The 18,318-nt window shown below is 67.0% G+C and carries 11 protein-coding genes; 7 read left to right on the forward strand and 4 right to left on the reverse strand.

The window, feature by feature from the left end; all coding sequences use genetic code 11:
- The first annotated feature begins 11 nt into the window (after nucleotides 1–11).
- From AB4083_RS19395 to AB4083_RS19420, 6 genes are all read left to right on the forward strand, one after another.
- The gene (locus AB4083_RS19395) at nucleotides 12–2,531 is read left to right on the forward strand and encodes a TonB-dependent receptor (RefSeq protein ID WP_441610127.1); all 2,520 of its coding nucleotides are present in this window, start codon (nucleotides 12–14) and stop codon (nucleotides 2,529–2,531) included.
- A 106-nt stretch (nucleotides 2,532–2,637) separates the two neighbouring features.
- Nucleotides 2,638–3,885 (forward strand): MFS transporter, encoded by a 1,248-nt coding sequence (locus AB4083_RS19400; protein ID WP_441610128.1) that lies wholly within the window; start codon nucleotides 2,638–2,640, stop codon nucleotides 3,883–3,885.
- A 31-nt stretch (nucleotides 3,886–3,916) separates the two neighbouring features.
- Nucleotides 3,917–6,178 (forward strand): glycosyl hydrolase family 95 catalytic domain-containing protein, encoded by a 2,262-nt coding sequence (locus AB4083_RS19405; protein WP_441610129.1) that lies wholly within the window; start codon nucleotides 3,917–3,919, stop codon nucleotides 6,176–6,178.
- Nucleotides 6,179–6,352: 174 nt separating this feature from the next.
- Entirely contained in the window at nucleotides 6,353–8,026 is a 1,674-nt protein-coding gene (locus AB4083_RS19410; RefSeq protein WP_441610131.1) for a trehalase family glycosidase, read from the forward strand.
- A 23-nt stretch (nucleotides 8,027–8,049) separates the two neighbouring features.
- Complete coding sequence (locus AB4083_RS19415) at nucleotides 8,050–9,120, forward strand: alpha/beta hydrolase (protein ID WP_441610133.1); 1,071 nt, start codon at nucleotides 8,050–8,052, stop codon at nucleotides 9,118–9,120.
- 80 nt (nucleotides 9,121–9,200) lie between these two features.
- Nucleotides 9,201–10,607, forward strand: coding sequence for a sigma-54-dependent transcriptional regulator (locus tag AB4083_RS19420; RefSeq protein WP_441610135.1), 1,407 nt, complete (start codon nucleotides 9,201–9,203; stop codon nucleotides 10,605–10,607).
- A 51-nt stretch (nucleotides 10,608–10,658) separates the two neighbouring features.
- Here the strand turns inward: AB4083_RS19420 and AB4083_RS19425 are convergent, their stop codons facing one another.
- The 4 genes from AB4083_RS19425 to AB4083_RS19440 form a co-directional block, all read right to left on the reverse strand.
- Nucleotides 10,659–12,224 (reverse strand): response regulator, encoded by a 1,566-nt coding sequence (locus tag AB4083_RS19425; protein WP_441610137.1) that lies wholly within the window; start codon nucleotides 12,222–12,224, stop codon nucleotides 10,659–10,661.
- 31 nt (nucleotides 12,225–12,255) lie between these two features.
- Complete coding sequence (locus AB4083_RS19430; RefSeq protein WP_441610139.1) at nucleotides 12,256–12,726, reverse strand: response regulator; 471 nt, start codon at nucleotides 12,724–12,726, stop codon at nucleotides 12,256–12,258.
- Nucleotides 12,723–14,519: a sensor histidine kinase gene (locus AB4083_RS19435; protein WP_441610141.1), complete on the reverse strand. Its 1,797-nt coding sequence runs from the start codon at nucleotides 14,517–14,519 to the stop codon at nucleotides 12,723–12,725. The genes AB4083_RS19430 and AB4083_RS19435 overlap by 4 nt, the downstream gene beginning before the upstream one ends.
- A gap of 162 nt (nucleotides 14,520–14,681) precedes the next feature.
- Nucleotides 14,682–17,009: a GH92 family glycosyl hydrolase gene (locus AB4083_RS19440; RefSeq protein ID WP_441610143.1), complete on the reverse strand. Its 2,328-nt coding sequence runs from the start codon at nucleotides 17,007–17,009 to the stop codon at nucleotides 14,682–14,684.
- 190 nt (nucleotides 17,010–17,199) lie between these two features.
- Between AB4083_RS19440 and AB4083_RS19445 the strand changes: the two genes are divergently transcribed.
- Nucleotides 17,200–18,267 (forward strand): LacI family DNA-binding transcriptional regulator, encoded by a 1,068-nt coding sequence (locus tag AB4083_RS19445; protein WP_441610145.1) that lies wholly within the window; start codon nucleotides 17,200–17,202, stop codon nucleotides 18,265–18,267.
- Nucleotides 18,268–18,318 lie beyond the last annotated feature (51 nt).

Consider the following 18,318-nt stretch of genomic DNA (forward strand, 5'->3'; position numbering starts at 1 on the left):
GAGGTTCGACCATGCATCGCCAAGGCATCACTCGACAGTTGCTCGCCGCGGCCATCGCCGCGGCGCTCGTCATCGGCACGGCGCACGCGCAGGACAGCGCACCGGCCGCCGCACAGCAGACCCCGGCGCCGCCCGCGCCGGAACAACCGCAAGCCAAGAAAGACACCAAGACGCTGGAACAGGTGGTGGTCACCGGTACGCCGACCATCGGCGGCATCCGCAAGATCGACGCGGCGTACTCGATCACCGCCGCCGACGCCGAGGCGATCAAGCAGGCCAATCCGAAGAGCACCGCGGACCTGCTGAAGATCTCGCCCGGCCTGTGGCCGGAATCCACCGGCGGCCAGACCGGCGCCAATATCGAAATCGCCGGCTTCCCCGGCGGCGGCGATGCGCCCTACTTCACCACGCAGATCATGGGCTCGCCGCTGTACGGCATGCCCACGCTGTCGTTCATGGAAACCACCTCGATGTTCCGCCTCGACGACACCGTCGAGCGGGTGGAGATCCTGCAGGGCGGTCCGTCCGTGGTGTTCGGCGACGGCCAGATCGGCGCCACCGCCAACTTCATGCTCAAGCAGGGCACGGCCAAGCCGTCCGGCAGCATCGGCCTCACCTACGGCAACGAAGGCCTGTGGCGCGCCGACGGTTTCCTCGGCTTCAAGGTGGCCGAAGACTGGTTCGGCAGCGTCGGCGGCTTCTGGCGCAAGTCCGATGGCGTGCGCGATCCGCAGTTCGCCGCGGACAAGGGCGGCCAGTTCACCGCCACCTTGTCGCACACCATGGAGAAAGGCTCGCTGATGCTGTGGACGCGCGTGCTCAACGACCGCAACCAGTTCATCACGCCGATCCCGCTGCTCCAGCGCGGCAGCGACAGCTTCTCGGCTTATCCGGGCTTCGACCCGCTGACCGACACCTACAACAGCAAATACATCCAGCACGTGAACCTGCCGGGCTACCCCGGCGGCACCAGCGCCAACCTGGCCAATGGCCGCGGCGCGAAGATGCGCTTCTTCGGCGGCAACTTCGATTACGACTTGAGCGACGGCTGGAGCATCTCCGACAAGTTCCTGATCGACCAGGGCGACATGGATACCAACGCCCTGTTCTCCGGCTCCAATCCGGATTCGCTCAACAACATGCTCTACAACAACTCCACCGACCTCGGCGGCCTGAAGCTGGCACCCGGCGCCACCGCCAGCTATATCAACGGCGGCGGCGCGGTCGATCCGAACCAGAGCGTGATCCACCAGGGCTGGTGGTACATCCACAAGCGCCTGAAGAACATGAACAACGATTTCCGCATCAGCAAGGAATTGTTCGAAGGCAATACGCTCACCGCCGGCCTGTACCTGGCGCACTACACGATGAACGACAAGTGGGCGCTGGGTAACCAGATGCTGATGACCAACACGCCGAACGCGCGCCCGATCAAGGTGGTGGCGGCCAACGGCGACCAGGTCACCGACTACCAGGGTTTCCTCGACTACGGCGCCTACAACATCGCCGAGAACGGCACCTCGACCAACAAGGCGTTTTATCTGTCCGACGTGTGGAAGATCGGCCGCTGGATCTTCGACGCCTCGGCGCGCCTGGAAAACCAGGACTCCACCGTGCACGTGTGCAATCTGCACAACGTCAACCTGGACGGCAACAACGCCACGCTGTACGACAACGCCGTGCCGGTATGCGACGGCACCTTCGCCACCACCAAGTACGACAAGACCCACACCTCGTGGACGGTCGGCGCGAACTACGAGCTGGCCGACAACATGAGCGTGTACGGCCGCGTCAACAAGGGCGTGCACTTCGGCGACTTCGACAACGCGCTGCGCGGCAACACCACCGGCAATACGCCGCCGCTGCAGAAGGTGCAGAACTTCGAAGCCGGCTTCAAATACCAGTCCAAGCTGCTGTACGCGGACATCAGCGTCTACCACCGCCAGTTCAACGGCCTGCCGTACCAGCCGACCAATGCGGCTGGCGCACCGGTCGGCGCCCAGCTGCTGTACGGCTCCGACTCCAAGGGCATCAACCTCAGCGGCGCGGTGATGCCGATCGACAACCTGAAGCTGGCGGTGGTGGCCAATTATCTCGACGGCCACTACTCGCACTATTCGGCCTGCATCCCCTACGTCAACCAGGTGGTGGGCAACGGTTGCGCATTTATCGATGGCAAGCAGCTGCAGCGCCAGCCGAAGGTGCGCTACATGTTCACGCCGAGCTACCGCTTCCTGTTCCCGTGGGGCGATATCACCGCCTTCCTGACCTACACCCACGTCGGCGCGCATACCCAGGACCTGTCGGCGCTGCAGCAGCTGGGTTCCTACGACACGCTCGATTTCGGCGTGGTGGCGAATGTGCAGGAGCACTGGGAGCTGCGCCTGCAGGGCACCAACATCACCAACGAGCTGGGCCTGACCGAGAGCAACTCGCGTATCTTCGGCTCGGCAGCCGGCGCGGGCGGCGTGATCCTGGCTCGTCCGCTGGAAGGCCGCGAGGTCAATTTCCAGGTCAAGTACAACTTCTAAGCAACAGCTTTTCCCTGAAGGCGGTCCGGGCCCGCGACAGCCCGGACCGCCCCTTTTTTTGACGTATGACCCGACCCGCAAGCGAGTGGCCATGAACCGATTCCGCATGATCGCTGCCCTCACGCTGATCTATATGATCTTCGCGATCCTGCTCAACAGCGTCGGCACGGTGATCCTGCAGACGATTTATACCTTCGGCATCGACAAGCCGCAGGCCAGCCTGCTGGAGCTGTTCAAGGACTTGCCGATCGCGGTCACTTCGTTCCTGGTCGCCTCCTTCCTGCCTTTGCTCGGCTATCGACGGGCGATGCTGATCGCGCTGGCCATCGTCGGCTGCGCCTGCGCGCTGATGCCGCTCTACCCTTCCTTCCATACCACCGAGCTGCTGTTCACCTGCGTGGGCATCGCCTTCGCGCTGACCAAGGTCTCGGTGTATTCCTCGATCGGCCTGCTGACCCGCGACCGCGCCGAGCACGGCCGCCTGACCAACACCATCGAAGGGCTGTTCATGCTCGGCGTGCTGCTCAGCGGCTGGATCTTCAGCGCCTTTATCGACCACGCCGATCCGTCCAACCCGGCGTGGTTCCGCGTGTACTGGCTGCTGGCGGCGATCTGCGTGCTGGTGTTCGTGCTGCTGGCCGGTTCGAAGCTGGACGAATCGGCTGCGCATGGTGCTGGCGTGCCGTCGCTGGGCGGCTCCGCCGCGGCGATGTTCAAGCTGATGCTGCGGCCGCTGGTGAACGTGTTCCTGATCTCCGCCTTCCTCTACGTGCTGATCGAACAGAGCTTCGGCACCTGGCTGCCGACCTTCAACAACGAGATCCTGCACCTGCCCAATGCGATGAGCATCCAGCTGGCCAGCATCCTGGCCGGCTGCACCGCGCTGGGCCGCATCGCCGCCGGCCAGGTGCTGCGGCGCATGCCGTGGCACACCTTGCTGAATCTGTGCGTGATCGGCATGGGCGTGCTGGTGCTGCTGGTGTTGCCGCTGGCGCAGCACACCGTGCCGCGAGCCGACGCCGGCTGGTTCAATGCGCCGCTGGCCGCCTACCTGTTGCCATTGATCGGCTTGCTGATGGCGCCGATCTATCCGGTGATCAATTCGGTGGCGCTCAGCTCCCTGCCCAAGCCGCTGCATGCCTCGATGACCGGCCTGATCGTGATCTTCTCCGCGTTGGGCGGCACGCTGGGCTCGCGCATTACCGCCGTGGTGTTCGCCAGCTTCGGCGGCATCCACGCGTTTTATTTCTCGCTGGTGCCGATGAGCCTGGTGCTGGTGGCCCTGTTCTTCTTCAAGCGCGAAGCCGACCGCGCGGGCATGCTGCCCGCACCCTCGGACCTCGCTCCGGAATGACCCCTGCAAGGAACCGATGATGGGAGTAGCCATGCCACCGCGCTGTCGCCGCCTGGGCCTTGCCGTCCTGCTCATGTTCGCCAGCGCTGGCCCTGCCATTGCGCAGGACGCCCACAGCGACCCGAGCTTCGTGCTCACCGGCAACTCGGCCGATTTCGACAGCTACTTTCCCGGCTACCTCGCCAACGGCTATTTCTCCAGCATGACCACCGCCCGCGGCACCGAGCCGGCCATGGGCTACATGGTCGCGTTCATGGACTACGCCAAGGACGACATCGCGCGCCCCGCCGCCATCCCGGGCTGGAGCGAGATCGACTACAACCCCGGCGGCGGCTGGCTCAATTCCACCCGCCTGGGCAAGGAAATCTTCACCGGCTACGCACAGACGCTCGACCTGCGCGACGCCACGCTCGCCACGCGCTACCGCTTCGTCTATGCCAACAAGTCCACCGACGTGCAGGTGAGCACCTTCGTCAGCCAGGACGCCAGCCACGTCGCCGCGACGCGGCTCACCCTCACGCCACAGTTCGACGGCAGCGTACAGCTCACCTTTCCGATCCGCCTGTGGTCCGAGCACCAGCCGCGCTTTCCGATCGGCAAGCTCAGCGGCGACCAGATGATCGAGTCGGTGATCGCCAGCGGCCAGAACCTCAACAACAAGCCGGTGCCCACGCCGGACCGCGCCGCCGTCTGGTACCCCGGTGTGACGCGCATCGTCGCCAGCGACGGCGACAGCAAGGACCTCACGCTGTGGCTGGACGGCCGCGCGGAGCAGGGCCTGGAGATGGCCGAGGCGATCGCGGTCAGCCTGCCCGCCGGTTTGAAAATCGAAGACGTGAAGCTGGAGAAGACCGAATTCCGCCTCTCGCTCAATGTCACGGCGCGCGTGCAGAAAGGCCGCAGCTACGAGTTCACCAAGTACGCGGCGCTGTCGCGCCAGGGCTGGGGCGGCGATGCCAAGGCCACCCTGGCCATGGCGAAGCAGGCGCGCGCCACCGGTTTCGACAAGCTGCTGGCCGCGCACCAGGCCGCGTGGCATGAGTTGTGGAAGTCCGACATCGTGGTCGATGGCGACGCCGCGGTGCAGAAGGCGCTGCATTCCGACCTCTATTACCTGCTGGCCAATTCCACCACCGGCACCGCCTGGCCGATGGGCGCCTGCGCACTCACTCCGGGCTATGCCGGCCATGCGTTCTGGGACAGCGATTCCTGGGTGTTCCCTGCCCTGCTCCTGCTGCATCCGGAGCGCGCCAAGCCGATCGTGATGTTCCGCCACCGCACCATGCAGCCGGCACGCGAACGGGCGAAGCAATATGGCGTGAGCGGCACCATGTATCCATGGGAAGCGGACCCCGAAACCGGCAAGGACTACACGCCGCATTTCGCCTACGACGTGTACCGCGAGATCCATGTCAACGCCGACGTGGCGATTGCGCAGTGGCAGTACTACCAGGCCACCGGCGACGAGGCCTGGCTGAAGCAGTACGGCTGGCCGGTGATCCGCGAGGTGGCCGAGTTCTGGGTCAGCCGCGTCAGCTACGACAAGGCCCACGACCGCTACGAGATCCACCACGTCACCTCGCCCGACGAGGCCTATAACGACGTGCCGAACGACTCCTTCACCAATGCCGCCGCCAGCAAGGCCTTGCGCATCGCGCAGGAAGCGGCGAAGAAAGTGGGTGAAACGGCGGACCCGAAGTGGGGCGAGATCGTCGCGAAGATGTATATCCCGTTCGACCGGCAGAACCAGCGCCATCTCGACTTCGACGCCTCGGTGCCGCACGACAAGATCACCTGGATGGGTTCCTCGCTGATCTGGCTGATGTATCCCAACCTCGACCTGCCGATGACGCCGCAGGTACGGCGCAACAACTTCGACTTCCAGCTGCACGAGCTGAAGGTGCACGGCGACGATCCGAACGAGATGATGATGGTGATGCTCGCCGTGGGCGCCGCGGAACTGGGCGACGGCAAGACCGCCGGCGAGTGGATCCAGCGCAACCTGGCCGGTTTTCTGAAGCCGCCGTTCAACGTGCGCACGGAGACGGTGGCGAATAACGCCGGCTACATCCTGTCGACGTCGGCGGGGTTTGTGCAGAGCTTCGTGTATGGCTTGAGCGGATTGCGCATCGACGACCACGGCTTGAGCGAGACGTATGCGCCGGTGCTGCCGCCGGCGTGGAAGTCGGTGAAGCTGCAGGGGGTGCATTATCGCGGCAAGGTGTACGACATCGGCATCGAGCATGGTGCGGATGGCAAGGCGAAGCTTACGCGCACAGCGCGGCCTGACTAGTCACGACGTAAAGTCCCTCTCCCACCGGGAGAGGGGTTGGGGTGAGGGTTCGGGAGGAGTGAAGCGTTGCACTCCGCCCGCACCCTCATCCGGCTGCCGCCACCTTCTCCCGGAGGGAGAAGGATTCGAGTTTGAAGACTGAGGACGAAGCATTCCCCGAAGCGAGGAACTGTCATGACCCGCTCTCCCCACCCGCTACACGCCGTCCTGTTCGCAGCGACCTTCGCCATCGCCGCCCATGCGGCCACGCCCAATCCGGCGAAGACCCGCGCCTACATCGACCAGGCCTGGACCACCCTCACCCGCTCGCAGGACCAGTGCAACGCACTGACCGACCCGAAGATCGCCGGCCACCCGGTGCTCTACGTACCGGCGGAAATGAAAGTGCCAGGCGCGCTCGCCGACATCGGCAAACGCTGCAAGGTCGACATCCGCCCGCTGCCGCGCAGCATCGAACGCCTGGGCGATATCGACGCCACCAGTCTGCCGGCGCAGGGCCTGCTGTACCTGCCGCACCCCTATGTGGTGCCCGGCGGCTTCTTCAACGAGATGTACGGCTGGGACAGCTATTTCATCGTGCTGGGCCTGGCCGCCGACCAGCGCGGCAAGCTGGCGCGCGACATGGTGGACAACGCGCTGTTCGAAGTGGAGCACTACGGCGCCGTGCTCAACGCCAACCGCACCTACTACCTCAGCCGCTCGCAGCCGCCGTTTCTCAGCGCGATGATGGCTACCGTGCTGGACGATCCGGACGCGTTCGCCTCCGATGCCGAGCGCAAGGATTGGCTCACCCATGCCTACCCGCTGGCGGTGCGCAACCACGACGTGTGGACGCGCCAGGAACACCGCGCCGGCGATACCGGCCTGGCCCGCTATTACGACCTGGGCGAAGGCCCGGTGCTGGAAGCGCAGAACAGCGACGACTTCTACGTGAAGGTGATCAAATGGCTGCGCGCGCATCCCAAGGATGACCCGGGATATCTGCTCAAGGGCGCGCAGAAGCCGGACGATGCGGAGGCCGCACGCCTGGCCAAGGAAAGCTGCGACGTGCGCGCGTCCAAGGTCTGCCTGGGCAACTGGTACGACGGCTACCGCCTCACCGTCGACTACTACCACGGCGATCGCGCGATGCGCGAATCCGGCTACGACACCAATTTCCACTACGGCCCATTCGGCGGCTCCACCCATCACTACGCTTCGGTCGACCTCAACAGCCTGCTCTATCGCTACGAGCTCGACCTGGCCGCCTTCGCCAGGCGCCTGGGCAATGCCAAGGACGCCGAACGCTGGGCGGCCGCCGCCGCGGCACGCAAGCAGGCGATGGACAAGTATCTGTGGCGCGCCGAAGACGGCATGTACCGCGACTACGACTTCGTCGCCGGCAAACCCTCGCCCACGCCCTACCTCAACACCTTCTATCCGCTCTGGGCCGGCGCCGCGTCGCCGCAGCAGGCGAGCGCGGTGCACGGCAAGCTGGCGGTGTTCGAGCGCCGCGGCGGCCTGTCGATGGACAACCAGCCCAGCGGCGTGCAGTGGAACGACCCGTTCGGCTGGGCACCCACCAACTGGCTGGCGATCAAGGGCCTGGACGACTACGGCTTCCACGACGATGCACGCCGCCTCGCCGGCAAGTTCACCGCCACGGTGGACCGCGGCCTGGCCGACGACGGCACCATCCGCGAGAAATACAACATGGCCAAGGGCAATGCCGACGTGCGCGTCAGCGCCGGCTACAGCGAGAACGTGATCGGTTTCGGCTGGACCAATGGGGTGTACCTGAAGTTGCAGGAGATCCTGCAGAAGAACGCACCGGCGCAGCAGCAGCGCGCCACCGAAGCCGCGCAGTGAATCCACGCCACGGAGCCTTAGCCATGCGCATGTCCCACCTTGCCTGTGTCGCCGCCATGCTGCTGTCCTGTGCCAACCTGGCTAGTGCCCAGGCCGCGCCGCCGGCCACTGGCTACAAAGCCGACGCCAGCATCTTCATCGGCAACGCCAATGTGCCGTATTCGGTCTTCGCCTCCCCCGAGTCCCGCGCGTTCTTCCCGAAGATGCTGGCCGAAGGCGACCAGGCGCCGCCGCTCAGCGCGCCGATCGAGCAGAACCGTGCGTTCTACGACCGCATGAACAGCGCCCGCGCCGCGCGCATGCAGAAGCTCTACCCGGTGAAGATCGCCGCCGACCGGATCGCCGGCGTGGCGGTGGACGTGGTGCTGCCCGCGCAGGGCCTCGCGCCGGCGAACCAGGCACGGGTGCTGATCAACCTGCACGGCGGCGCCTTCCTGTGGGGCGCGCACAGCGGCGGCCTGGTCGAGGCGATCCCGATCGCCAGCCTGGGGCGCGTGAAGGTGGTGACGGTGGATTACCGGGAAGGCCCCGAGCACGTCTTTCCCGCCGCCACCGACGACGTGCTGGCGGTGTACCGCGAGCTGCTCAAGCACTACAAGCCGGCGAACGTAGGCATCTACGGCTGCTCCGCCGGAGGCATCCTCACCGGCGAGGTCACTGCCCGGCTCATCCACGACAAGCTGCCGGTGCCCGGCGCGATCGGCATGTTCTGCGCCGGCGTGACCCCGCTGGACGGTGACGAGGCCTACATCGCCTCGCCGCTCAACGGCAAACCGATTCCGCCCAGGTCGATGAAGCTCAGTGACCTGCCCTATTTCAAAGGCGCCAGCACCGACGATCCGCTGGTGTTTGCGGCCAATTCGCCCGAGCTGCTGGCGAAATTCCCGCCCACCCTGCTGATCTCCGGCACGCGCGACATGGCCATGAGCGCGGTGGTCCACAGCCAGACGCTGCTGGACCGGGCCGGCGTGGAAGCCGAACTGCACGTGTGGGACGGCATGTGGCATTCCTTCTTCTCCGACCCGGAATTGCCGGAATCCAAGGATGCGTACCGCGTGATCTGGCGTTTCTTCGACCGGCATCTAGGGCACTGAAAACGCGTGAAGAGAGCAGGCTTTGCCCCTCGGGGAGGGGGCGGGTATCCTAGCCCGCAACTGAAAACCAGCTGGATGACATGAGCCAACAGACCGTCCTCGTCATCGACGACGAGCGCGATATTCGCGAACTGCTGACCATCACCCTGGGTCGCATGGACCTGCAGGTCGATGCAGTGGGTACGGTGGCGGATGCGCGGCGCGCCCTGGAAGAACGCAGCTACGACCTCTGCTTCACCGACATGCGCCTGCCCGATGGCACCGGCCACGAGGTGATCGAGCTGATCGCCGCCAAGCACCCCGACATGCCGGTGGCAATGATTACCGCCTACGGCAACGTCGATGCCGCGGTCAGCGCCTTGAAGGCCGGCGCCTTCGATTTCGTGTCCAAGCCGGTCGATATCCAGATCCTGCGCCAGCTGGTGCGCACCGCGCTGCGCCTGGCTGAGGAGAAGCGTGCCGGCGGCGGTGCCGCAAAGGTGCCCAACGCGGCCGACCGCCTGATCGGCGACTCGCCCGCGATGCAGCAGGTGCGCTCCACCATCGGCAAGCTGGCGCGCAACCAGGCGCCGGTGTACATCGCCGGCGAATCCGGCGTCGGCAAGGAACTGGTCGCCCGCCTGATCCACGAACAAGGCCCCCGCGCGGCCGGCCCGTTCGTGCCGGTGAACTGCGGCGCGATCCCGTCCGAGCTGATGGAGAGCGAATTCTTCGGCCACCGCAAAGGCAGCTTCACTGGCGCGGTAAGCGACAAGGAAGGCCTGTTCCAGGCTGCCAACGGCGGCACCCTGTTCCTGGACGAAGTGGCCGAGCTGCCGCTGCACATGCAGGTGAAGCTGCTGCGCGCGATCCAGGAGAAAGCGGTGCGCCCCATCGGCGCGCGCGAGGAAATCCCGGTCGACGTGCGCATTCTTTCGGCCACGCACAAGAATCTTGCCGCGCTGGTCGAGCAGGGCCAGTTCCGCCAGGACCTGTTCTACCGCATCAACGTGATCGAACTGCGCGTGCCGCCGCTGCGCGAACGCCGCGGCGACGTGCCCCTGCTGGCCGGCTATATCCTGCGCCAGCTCGCCGCCAAGAGCGGCGGCAATCCCGGCAGCCTGCTGCCGGCGGCGCAGCAGGCGCTGGACAGTTACGACTTTCCGGGCAATGTGCGCGAGCTGGAGAACATCCTCGAACGCGCGATGGCGATGTGCGACGGCGAGCAGATCGACCTGGCCGACCTGATGCTGCCGCAGCGCATGCCGCGTATTGCAGAAACCGCCCTGCCGCCGCCGCTGGGTGCGCCCTCGGCCACTCCGATGCCGCCCCCCGCGCCCGCGCCGACCGCCGATGGCGGCCTGGACGATTACATCAGCAATATCGAGCGGACGGCGATCATCAAGGCATTGGAGGAGTCGCGGTACAACAAGACCGCGGCGGCCAAGAAGCTTGGCATCACCTTCCGCGCGCTGCGCTACAAGCTGAAGAAGCTCGGGATCGACTGATCCCTCGCCATCCTCGGCGTAGGTTGGGGTTCGCCTGCGGCTCACCCCAACCTACGCTTCGCCGTCGAGCGCCTCGCGCAGCGTCCCCAGCAGCTTGAACGTCGCCACCGGCTTGTCGACCAGATAGAGCCGCTCCACTTCGGGCATCTCTTCCAGATCCGGCGGCGCGTCCGGCCGCGTCAGCAGCACCACGGCGCGCTCGTAGCCATGTTCGATCAGCGCCGCCAGCGTGCGCACGCCGGTGAACAGGTTCATGTCGGCGTCCATCACCACCAGGTCCGGCACGCCGTGCGCCTCGATCCACTGCAGCGCGGCGGTGCCGCTCTGGCTGGCGTGTGCCTGATAGCCCCACGCATCCAGCGTATCCACCAACAGCGACAGCTGCGCCGCTTCCTCCACTACCACCAGGACGCGCTCGGCATTGCCCAGCAGGTGCTCGTCGTCCTCGCTCTCGGGCAATTCGTCGAACTGTACGCTCAGCGGCAGGTAGAGATGGAAGCCGCTGCCCTGCCCCAGCACGCTCTCCACGCGCATCGCGCCGCCGTGGCTGGCCACGATGCGCTTGCACGAAAGCAGGCCCAGACCGGTGCCGCCTTCCTTGGTGGTGTAGAACGGCTCGTACAGATGCGCCAGCGTGGCCTCGTCCATGCCGCAGCCGGTGTCGGTCACGCTCAGGCGCAGATAGCGTCCTTCATTCGCGCTTTCACCTGCCTCGAAAAACTCGCTGGCCAGCGCCTGCTGGCCCGCCTCGATGCGCAGCTCGCCGCCGCCGGGCATGGCCTGGATCGCATTGAGGCTGAGGTTGAGCAGGCACTGCTGCAGCTCGGTGTGGTTGCCGGAGAAGCTCAGCTCCGGATCGTCCACCGCCAGCACCAGCGTGACATTGCGCGGCACGCTGCCCTGCAGCAGCAGGTTGAGCGCATCGAGCAGCGCGCCGACCCGCACCTGTTCCGCGCGGCGCGCGCCGCGGGCGAAGGACAGCATCGACTGCACCATGTCCAGGCCGCGCCGGCCGCAATCGCGCACCAGCTTGCCCAGGCGTGCCAGGCGCGGGTCGTCCTGGTAATCCTGCAGGCTTTCGCCGGCCAGCAGCAGCGGCTGCAGCAGATTGCGCAAGTCGTGGCTCAAGCCGCCGGCCAGCATGGCCAGGCTTTCGAAGCGCTGCGCGCGGATCAGTTCCGCTTCGGCGCGGCGCTGTGCCTTCTGCGCCTCGTGTTCGCGCAGGGCGCGGCGCACCGCGCTGGCCAGGCGCGCGGGGTTCTGCTTGAGGATGTAATCGGTGGCGCCGTTGCGCAGCGCGGCGATCGCCGCTTCCTCGCCCAGCGTGGCCGAGACGTAGATGAAAGGCAGGTCGCGGTCGTGCTCGCGCAGCAGCTCCAGCGCGCGTTCGCCGGAGAAGCCGGGCATGCTCAGGTCGGACAGCACGATGTGCGGCTTGAAGTCTTCCAGCTCGCGCACATAGCCGACCTCGTCGTCGACCAGGCGCACTTCGAAATCGATCGCGTCGGCGTCCAGCTCCGAGATCACCAGCTCGGCATCGGGCAGGCTGTCCTCGATCTGCAGCACGCGGATGCGCGGGAGCGGCGACGGCAGGGGAATATTGGGTTTCTCTGGCATGTAAGCGATACCTTCGCGGCGCGGCGCCGGTTCAATCCGGCGCCTGGTTCAGCACCGCCCAGAACTGGCCGAGCGTGCGCACCGCTTCGAAAAACTGGTCGACATCGACCGGTTTGATCACATAAGCATTCACGCCCAGGTCCCAGCTGCGGGCCAGGTCGCTTTCCTCTCGCGAGGACGACAGCACCACCACCGGGATGCGCCGCAGGCGTTCGTCCGCGCGCATCTCGGTCAGCACTTCCAGGCCGTCCACGCGCGGCATCTTGATATCCAGCAGCACCACCGCCGGGTCCAGCGGCGGGCGGCCGGCCCAGGCACCGCGGCTGTGCAGGTAATCGAGGCAGTCCACGCCGTCCTCGACATGCACCACCGGGTTGGCCAGGTGCGCGCTGCGCAGCGCTTCCAGCGCCAGCTCGGCATCGGCCGGGCTGTCCTCGGCCAGCAGGATGCTGCGCAGGATGCCGTGCGCCGGCGCGTTGCGGGTGACCGTGCCCAGGCTCATTGCCGTTCCAGCGCGAAGGCATCGGCCAGGTCGGAGGCCGGCAGGGTGAAGTGGAAGCGCGCGCCCTCGCCCGGGCTGCCCTCGGCCCATACCTTGCCGCCGTGGCGCTGCACGATGCGCCGCACATTGGCCAGGCCGATGCCGTTGCCAGGGAATTCGGAAGCGCGGTGCAGCCGCTGGAACACGCCGAACAGCTTGCCGGAATACTGCATGTCGAAGCCGGCGCCGTCGTCGCTGACCACGAACTCGTAGTCGCCGTTGTCGCCGCGGCGCATCTCCACGCCGATATTCGCCACCTCGCACTTGCCGGTGTATTTCACCGCGTTGCCGAGCAGGTTCTGCCACACCGTGCGCAGCATGTTCTCGTCGCCGATCACGATCGGCAGCGGCGCGATCGCCCACAGGATACGCCGGCCATGCACTTCCGACTCGGCCAGCACGCGCGCTTCTTCCGCCAGCGACTGCATGTCGACCGGTTGCAGGCGCAGCGCGCCGCGGCCCAGGCGCGAGAACACCAGCAGGTCGTCGATCAGCTGGGCCATGCGGCGGGCGGCGTCGCTGATCACCTCGATGTAGTGCTGCGACTTGTCGTCCGCGCCCTCGCCCAGATGCTGTTCCAGCTTGCTGGCAAAGCCGGCGATATGCCGCAGCGGCGCGCGCAGGTCGTGCGAGACCGAATAGCTGAAGGCCTCCAGCTCGCGATTGACGTCGGAGACCTGGGCCACCTTGCCTTCGAGCTGACGATTCAGTTCCTTCACCTGCTGCTCGACCAGGGCGCGCGCGGTGACGTCGCTCACGGTGAGCAGCAGCACCGGCTCGCCGCTGTCGTCCTGCTGCAGGCGGCGGGCGTTGATCACCACGTGGCGGTCGACGCCGTCGACGGTGCGCTGGAGCAGTTCGTAATCCCACAGTTCGCGGTCGAGCAGCAGCACGTCGTTGAGGCGCTGCTGCAGCGCGCTGTCGCGCCAGGCGCCGTCGCCGATCTCCACCAGCGGCAGCGAATGCCGGTTCGATGGCGGTATGCCATACAACTCGCCGAAGGCCGCGTTGACCAGCAAGGTGCACAGCTTGCTGTCGAGCAGGGCGATCGGTTCGCGCACCGCCTGCACGATCAGCTGCGAGCGCTGCACCGCCTGGCCTTCGCGGTCCTCCGCCTGCAGGCGGCGGCTGATCTGCCGCTCGGACACGATCACCACGATGGCCAGCAGCAGGACCTGGGCGCTGGCGGTGATGGTCAGCGCCAGGCTGCTGTTGGACGAGGCCTCGCGCGCCTGGCTGCGGCGCGCGAGCAAGGTGTCGTCTTCACTTTGCACGATGCCGTCGATCAGGTCGTCCATCTTGAACAAGGTGCCGGAGTCGCGCAGCGCGTCGTTGGCCGCGCGCACGTCGCCCTGGCGGTAGCGCAGCATGGCCTGGTCGAGCAGGGCCAGGCGGCCGCTGACCATGCTGCCGAGCGCACCGATGCGGGCCTGCTGGTCGGCGTTGTCGCGGGTCATGTCGCGCAGCTGCGCGAGCAGGCCGGGGATCTCCTTGCTGGCGCGGCCGGCGCGCACGCGCACCTGCGGGTTGTCGTCGCCGTCCAGCAGCCGGTACAGCGCCGCCTCGCCGTCGCGGGTGACGTAGGCGATGCGGTAGGTCAGCGATTTGACCTCGGAGGAATGGGTGACCCGGGCATTGGCTTCCAGCGCATCGCGCGAGCCGCTGCGGGTCACCATGTACGGCAGCGCCACGATCACCAGCACCGCGAACAGCAGTCCGCCCAGGCGCCAGCGCAGCGCCACGCGATCCCGCATCCGGGGTCGGGTGACCGGCGTAAGTTTCCACGGGGAGTGCCGCATGGGCCGATGGTTACAGAATCATCTGATGCCTGCCAGCGGGGATGTCACGGCGCGGCGATTTGCCGTGTCGCGACGAGCCCCTCTCCCTGCGGGAGAGGGGTTTTCATGCCAGCGCTGTCAATGCGCGTACGCGCTCATCGCCGCCGGTCGCGCCGCGGCCGCCTGGCCCCAGTGGCGGTCCGGCTGCGCCTGCATGCGGAAGTGCAGCTCGCCGCCGGCCAGGATCTCGCCGTGGCGCAGGAACACCCGGTCCAGCGGCTTGCCGTTGAGGGTCACCTCGCCGACGTAGGGGTGGGCGTCGTCCAGCGGTTCGGCCGAGACTGTGAAGGTCTTGCCGCCCTGCAGGTGCAGCGTGGCCTTGCGCACGAACGGGCGGCCGATGGCGTACTCGTCGCTGCCCGGCGCGACCGGGTAGAACCCCAGCGCGGTGAACACGTACCAGGCCGACATCTGGCCCAGGTCGTCGTTGCCGGCCAGGCCGTCCGGGCGCGGCGCGTACTGGCTGTCCATGATCTGCTTCAGGCGCTGCTGGGTCTGCCAGGGTGCGCCGGCGTAGTCGTACAGATACGCCAGGTGGTGGCTGGGCTCGTTGCCGTGGGCGTACCAGCCGATCAGGCCGGTGATGTCTTCCACGTGGGCGAACTGCTTGGCATCGACCTTGGCGTCGAACACGCTGTCGAGCTTCTGCACGAAGGCCTGGTCGCCGCCCATCGCGCTGATCAGCCCGGCCACGTCCTGCGGCACATACCAGGAGTACTGCCAGGCATTGCCCTCGGTGTAGTCGCTGCCGTAGCCGGCGACGTCGGGATTGAACGGCTCGCGGAACTTGCCGTCGGTCTTGCGCGCGCGCATGAAGCCGGTCTTGGCGTCGTAGGCGTTGCGCCAGTTGCCGGCGCGCTTGGCGAAGGTCGCGGCGACGTCGGTGCGGCCCATGGCCTTGGCCATCTGCGCGATGGTCCAGTCGTCGAAGGCGTATTCCAGGGTCTTGGAGGCGCCTTCCGGTTCCTTGTCGATCGGCACGTAGCCGCGCTGCATGTATTCGCCCAGGCCGCCGTACGGCGCATAGGTGGCGCTGGCCACCATAGCGTCCAGGCCAGCCTTGGCGTCGAAGCCGCGGATGCCCTTCACGTAGGCGTCGGCGATCACCGGCACCGCGTGGTAGCCGATCATGCACCACGTCTCCAGGCCCTGGTACGCCCACACCGGCAGGATGCCGAACGGGCTGGCCTCGCGCGCGGCGATCAGCGAGCGCACGAAATCCACGCTGCGCTGCGGCTGCAACAGCACCATCAGCGGCTGCTGCGCGCGGTACACGTCCCACAGCGACCAGGTGGAATGGAACTCGAAGCCCTGCGCGCGGTGCACCGCGTTGTCCGGGCCGCGGTAATCGCCATTGACGTCCATGCTCAGCGTGGGCGAGAGCATGGCGTGGTACAGCGAGGTGTAGAAGCTGGTGCGCTGCTCCTGGGGCGCGTCGACGTCGACCACGCCCAGCACCTGGTTCCAGGCGGTGCGCGCCTCGGCGCGGCGGGCATCGAAGTCCCAGCCCTTGCCGTCGGTGTCGAGGTTGGCGAGTGCATTGGCCTCGCTCACCGGCGAGATGGACACCTTCACCTGCAGCGGCTGCTTGAGCTGGCCGAAGTCGAACACGCCGACGATGGCGCGGCCCTGCTGCGCGTCCTGGTCCTCCGGCTGGTGGCCCGGGCCCTTGAAGCCCTTGTAGGCGACGTCGGTCTCGCGGTCGTACAGATGGCGCGCGGCCAGCGGCTGCGAGAAGCGCATGGCGAAGCACAGCTCGCGCCCCGGCGCCCAGCCGCGGGTCTGGCGGCAGCCGGTGACGGCGCCGTCCGGATGCACGCGCAAGGACGACCACAGCACCTTGCCCGGGTAGTCGTAGATGCTCGGGCGCAGGTCCAGCAGCACATGCGCCGCCTGCCCGGCCGGGAAGCTGTAGCGGTGCCAGCCGACGCGGCGGCCGGCGGTGAGTTCGGCACGCACCTGGTAGTCGCTGAGGGTGACGGCGTAATAGCCGGCTTCCACCTTCTCGCTGTCGTGGCTGAAGCGCGAGCGGTAGCCGCTGCCGGGCTGGGCTGGGTCGCCGGGCTCCAGCCTGGCCTCGCCCGCGATCGGCATCACCAGCACGTCGCCCAGGTCCGAATGGCCGGAGCCGGAGAAATGCGTATGCGAGAAGCCGAGCAGGCTGCTGTCCGCGTACTGGTAGCCGGCGGCCCACTTATAGGCGTGCTTGAAATCCGGCATGGCCGTGTCCGGCGAGAGCTGGATCATGCCGAACGGCACCGTGGCACCCGGGAAGGTGTGGCCGTCGCCACCGGTGCCGATGCGCGGATCGACCTCCGCGGCGTGGCCGGCAGCGGCGGCATGGCCGGCGGCGGCAGCCAGCGCCAGCGCCAATCCGAAAGCCGGTTTAAACGGAAACTTGACCATCGGCATCTCCCCTGGACGGTGTCTTGCGGTCGCGATCCGGTCGACCGGAGGGGCTGCTTCTGGGTCGATTGCCCCGCCCTGCGGTTTGGATCGTTCCAAATTCGGGAAGCTAACACCCCACCTGTGGCCGGTGCATGCTGCAGTGCGAGATCACTATCCTTAGCGAATCGACTACTTTTGGATCGTTCTAATGGCTGCGAGAACCATGGAAAGCTCGACCTCGATCCGTCGCAAGATCACCCTGAACGACATTGCCGCCGGCTGCGGCGTGTCGCGGGCCACCGTGTCGCTGGTGCTGCGCGGCAGCCCGCTGGTGAACAAACACACCCGCGCCCGCGTAGAGGAAGAACTGCGCAAGCAGGGCTACGTCTACAACCGCGCAGCCGCCAATCTGCGCCGCCGCACCTCATCAAGCATCGCGCTGGTGCTCAACGAACTCGGCAATCCGTTCTTCGCCGAATTCGCGGCGGGCGTGGATGAAACGCTAGGCCAGGCCGGCTTCGTCACCTTGCTCGGCAGCACCGGCGAATCGGTGGAGCGCGAGCAGGCGGTGCTCAGTTCGCTGATCGAACATGGCCCGGGTGGAATCATTCTGTCGCCTGCGGAAGGCAGCGCTGCCGAGCGCGTGCTGGCCGCGGTAGGCGCACAGACGCCGGTGCTGCTGTTCAACCGCGAACTCGGCGGCAACCTGCCCGAATACGCGCACTGGGACCGCCTGATGCTGGACAACCAGCACGGCGCCAAGCTCGCCACCGAGCATCTGATCGCGCAGGGCCACAAGCGCATCGCGTTCTTCGGCGGCCATGGCGACTCCAGCTCGTGCCGCCAGCGCCACGCCGGCTACGTCGAAGCGATGAACGCCGCCAGCCTGCCGATCGCGCCGCGCTGGCGCGTGGAAACGCTGCCGACCCGCATGGACGCCGCGCGCGCCTGCGCCGACCTGTTCGCTGCCAAGCCCGCGCCGACCGCAGCCGTTTGCTACAACGACGCGGTCGCACTGGGCCTGATGCTTGGTCTCAACCAGCGCGGCATCCAGCCGGGCCGCGACTTCGCGCTGACCGGCTTCGACGACGTGGCCGAGGCGGCCTTCAGCATGCCGCCGCTCACCACGCTCGCCACCGATCCGCGCGCGCGTGGCCGCCAGGCCGCGCAACTGCTGCTCGCCCGCCTGCGCAAACCGCAGGCCGACGCCACCACCACGGTCGCGCAGGTAACGCTGGTCATCCGCGAAAGCAGCGGTTCCCCGCGCACGACTTGATTCCTAGCTCAAGGAAACCACCCATGGCTTTCGCCTCACCACCCGCCCCGT

Source organism: Dyella sp. 2RAB6 (genome assembly GCF_052115385.1).
Classification (GTDB): Bacteria; Pseudomonadota; Gammaproteobacteria; order Xanthomonadales; family Rhodanobacteraceae; genus Dyella_D.

Bases quoted from the DNA above. Each gene is read 5' to 3' on its own strand.
- AB4083_RS19395 (WP_441610127.1), top strand. From the start codon at position 12: ATGCATCGCCAAGGCATCACTCGACAGTTGCTCGCCGCGGCCATCGCC.
- AB4083_RS19400 (WP_441610128.1), top strand. From the start codon at position 2,638: ATGATCGCTGCCCTCACGCTGATCTATATGATCTTCGCGATCCTGCTC.
- AB4083_RS19405 (WP_441610129.1), top strand. From the start codon at position 3,917: ATGCCACCGCGCTGTCGCCGCCTGGGCCTTGCCGTCCTGCTCATGTTC.
- AB4083_RS19410 (WP_441610131.1), top strand. From the start codon at position 6,353: ATGACCCGCTCTCCCCACCCGCTACACGCCGTCCTGTTCGCAGCGACC.
- AB4083_RS19415 (WP_441610133.1), top strand. From the start codon at position 8,050: ATGCGCATGTCCCACCTTGCCTGTGTCGCCGCCATGCTGCTGTCCTGT.
- AB4083_RS19420 (WP_441610135.1), top strand. From the start codon at position 9,201: ATGAGCCAACAGACCGTCCTCGTCATCGACGACGAGCGCGATATTCGC.
- AB4083_RS19425 (WP_441610137.1), bottom strand. From the start codon at position 12,224: ATGCCAGAGAAACCCAATATTCCCCTGCCGTCGCCGCTCCCGCGCATC.
- AB4083_RS19430 (WP_441610139.1), bottom strand. From the start codon at position 12,726: ATGAGCCTGGGCACGGTCACCCGCAACGCGCCGGCGCACGGCATCCTG.
- AB4083_RS19435 (WP_441610141.1), bottom strand. From the start codon at position 14,519: ATGCGGGATCGCGTGGCGCTGCGCTGGCGCCTGGGCGGACTGCTGTTC.
- AB4083_RS19440 (WP_441610143.1), bottom strand. From the start codon at position 17,009: ATGGTCAAGTTTCCGTTTAAACCGGCTTTCGGATTGGCGCTGGCGCTG.
- AB4083_RS19445 (WP_441610145.1), top strand. From the start codon at position 17,200: ATGGCTGCGAGAACCATGGAAAGCTCGACCTCGATCCGTCGCAAGATC.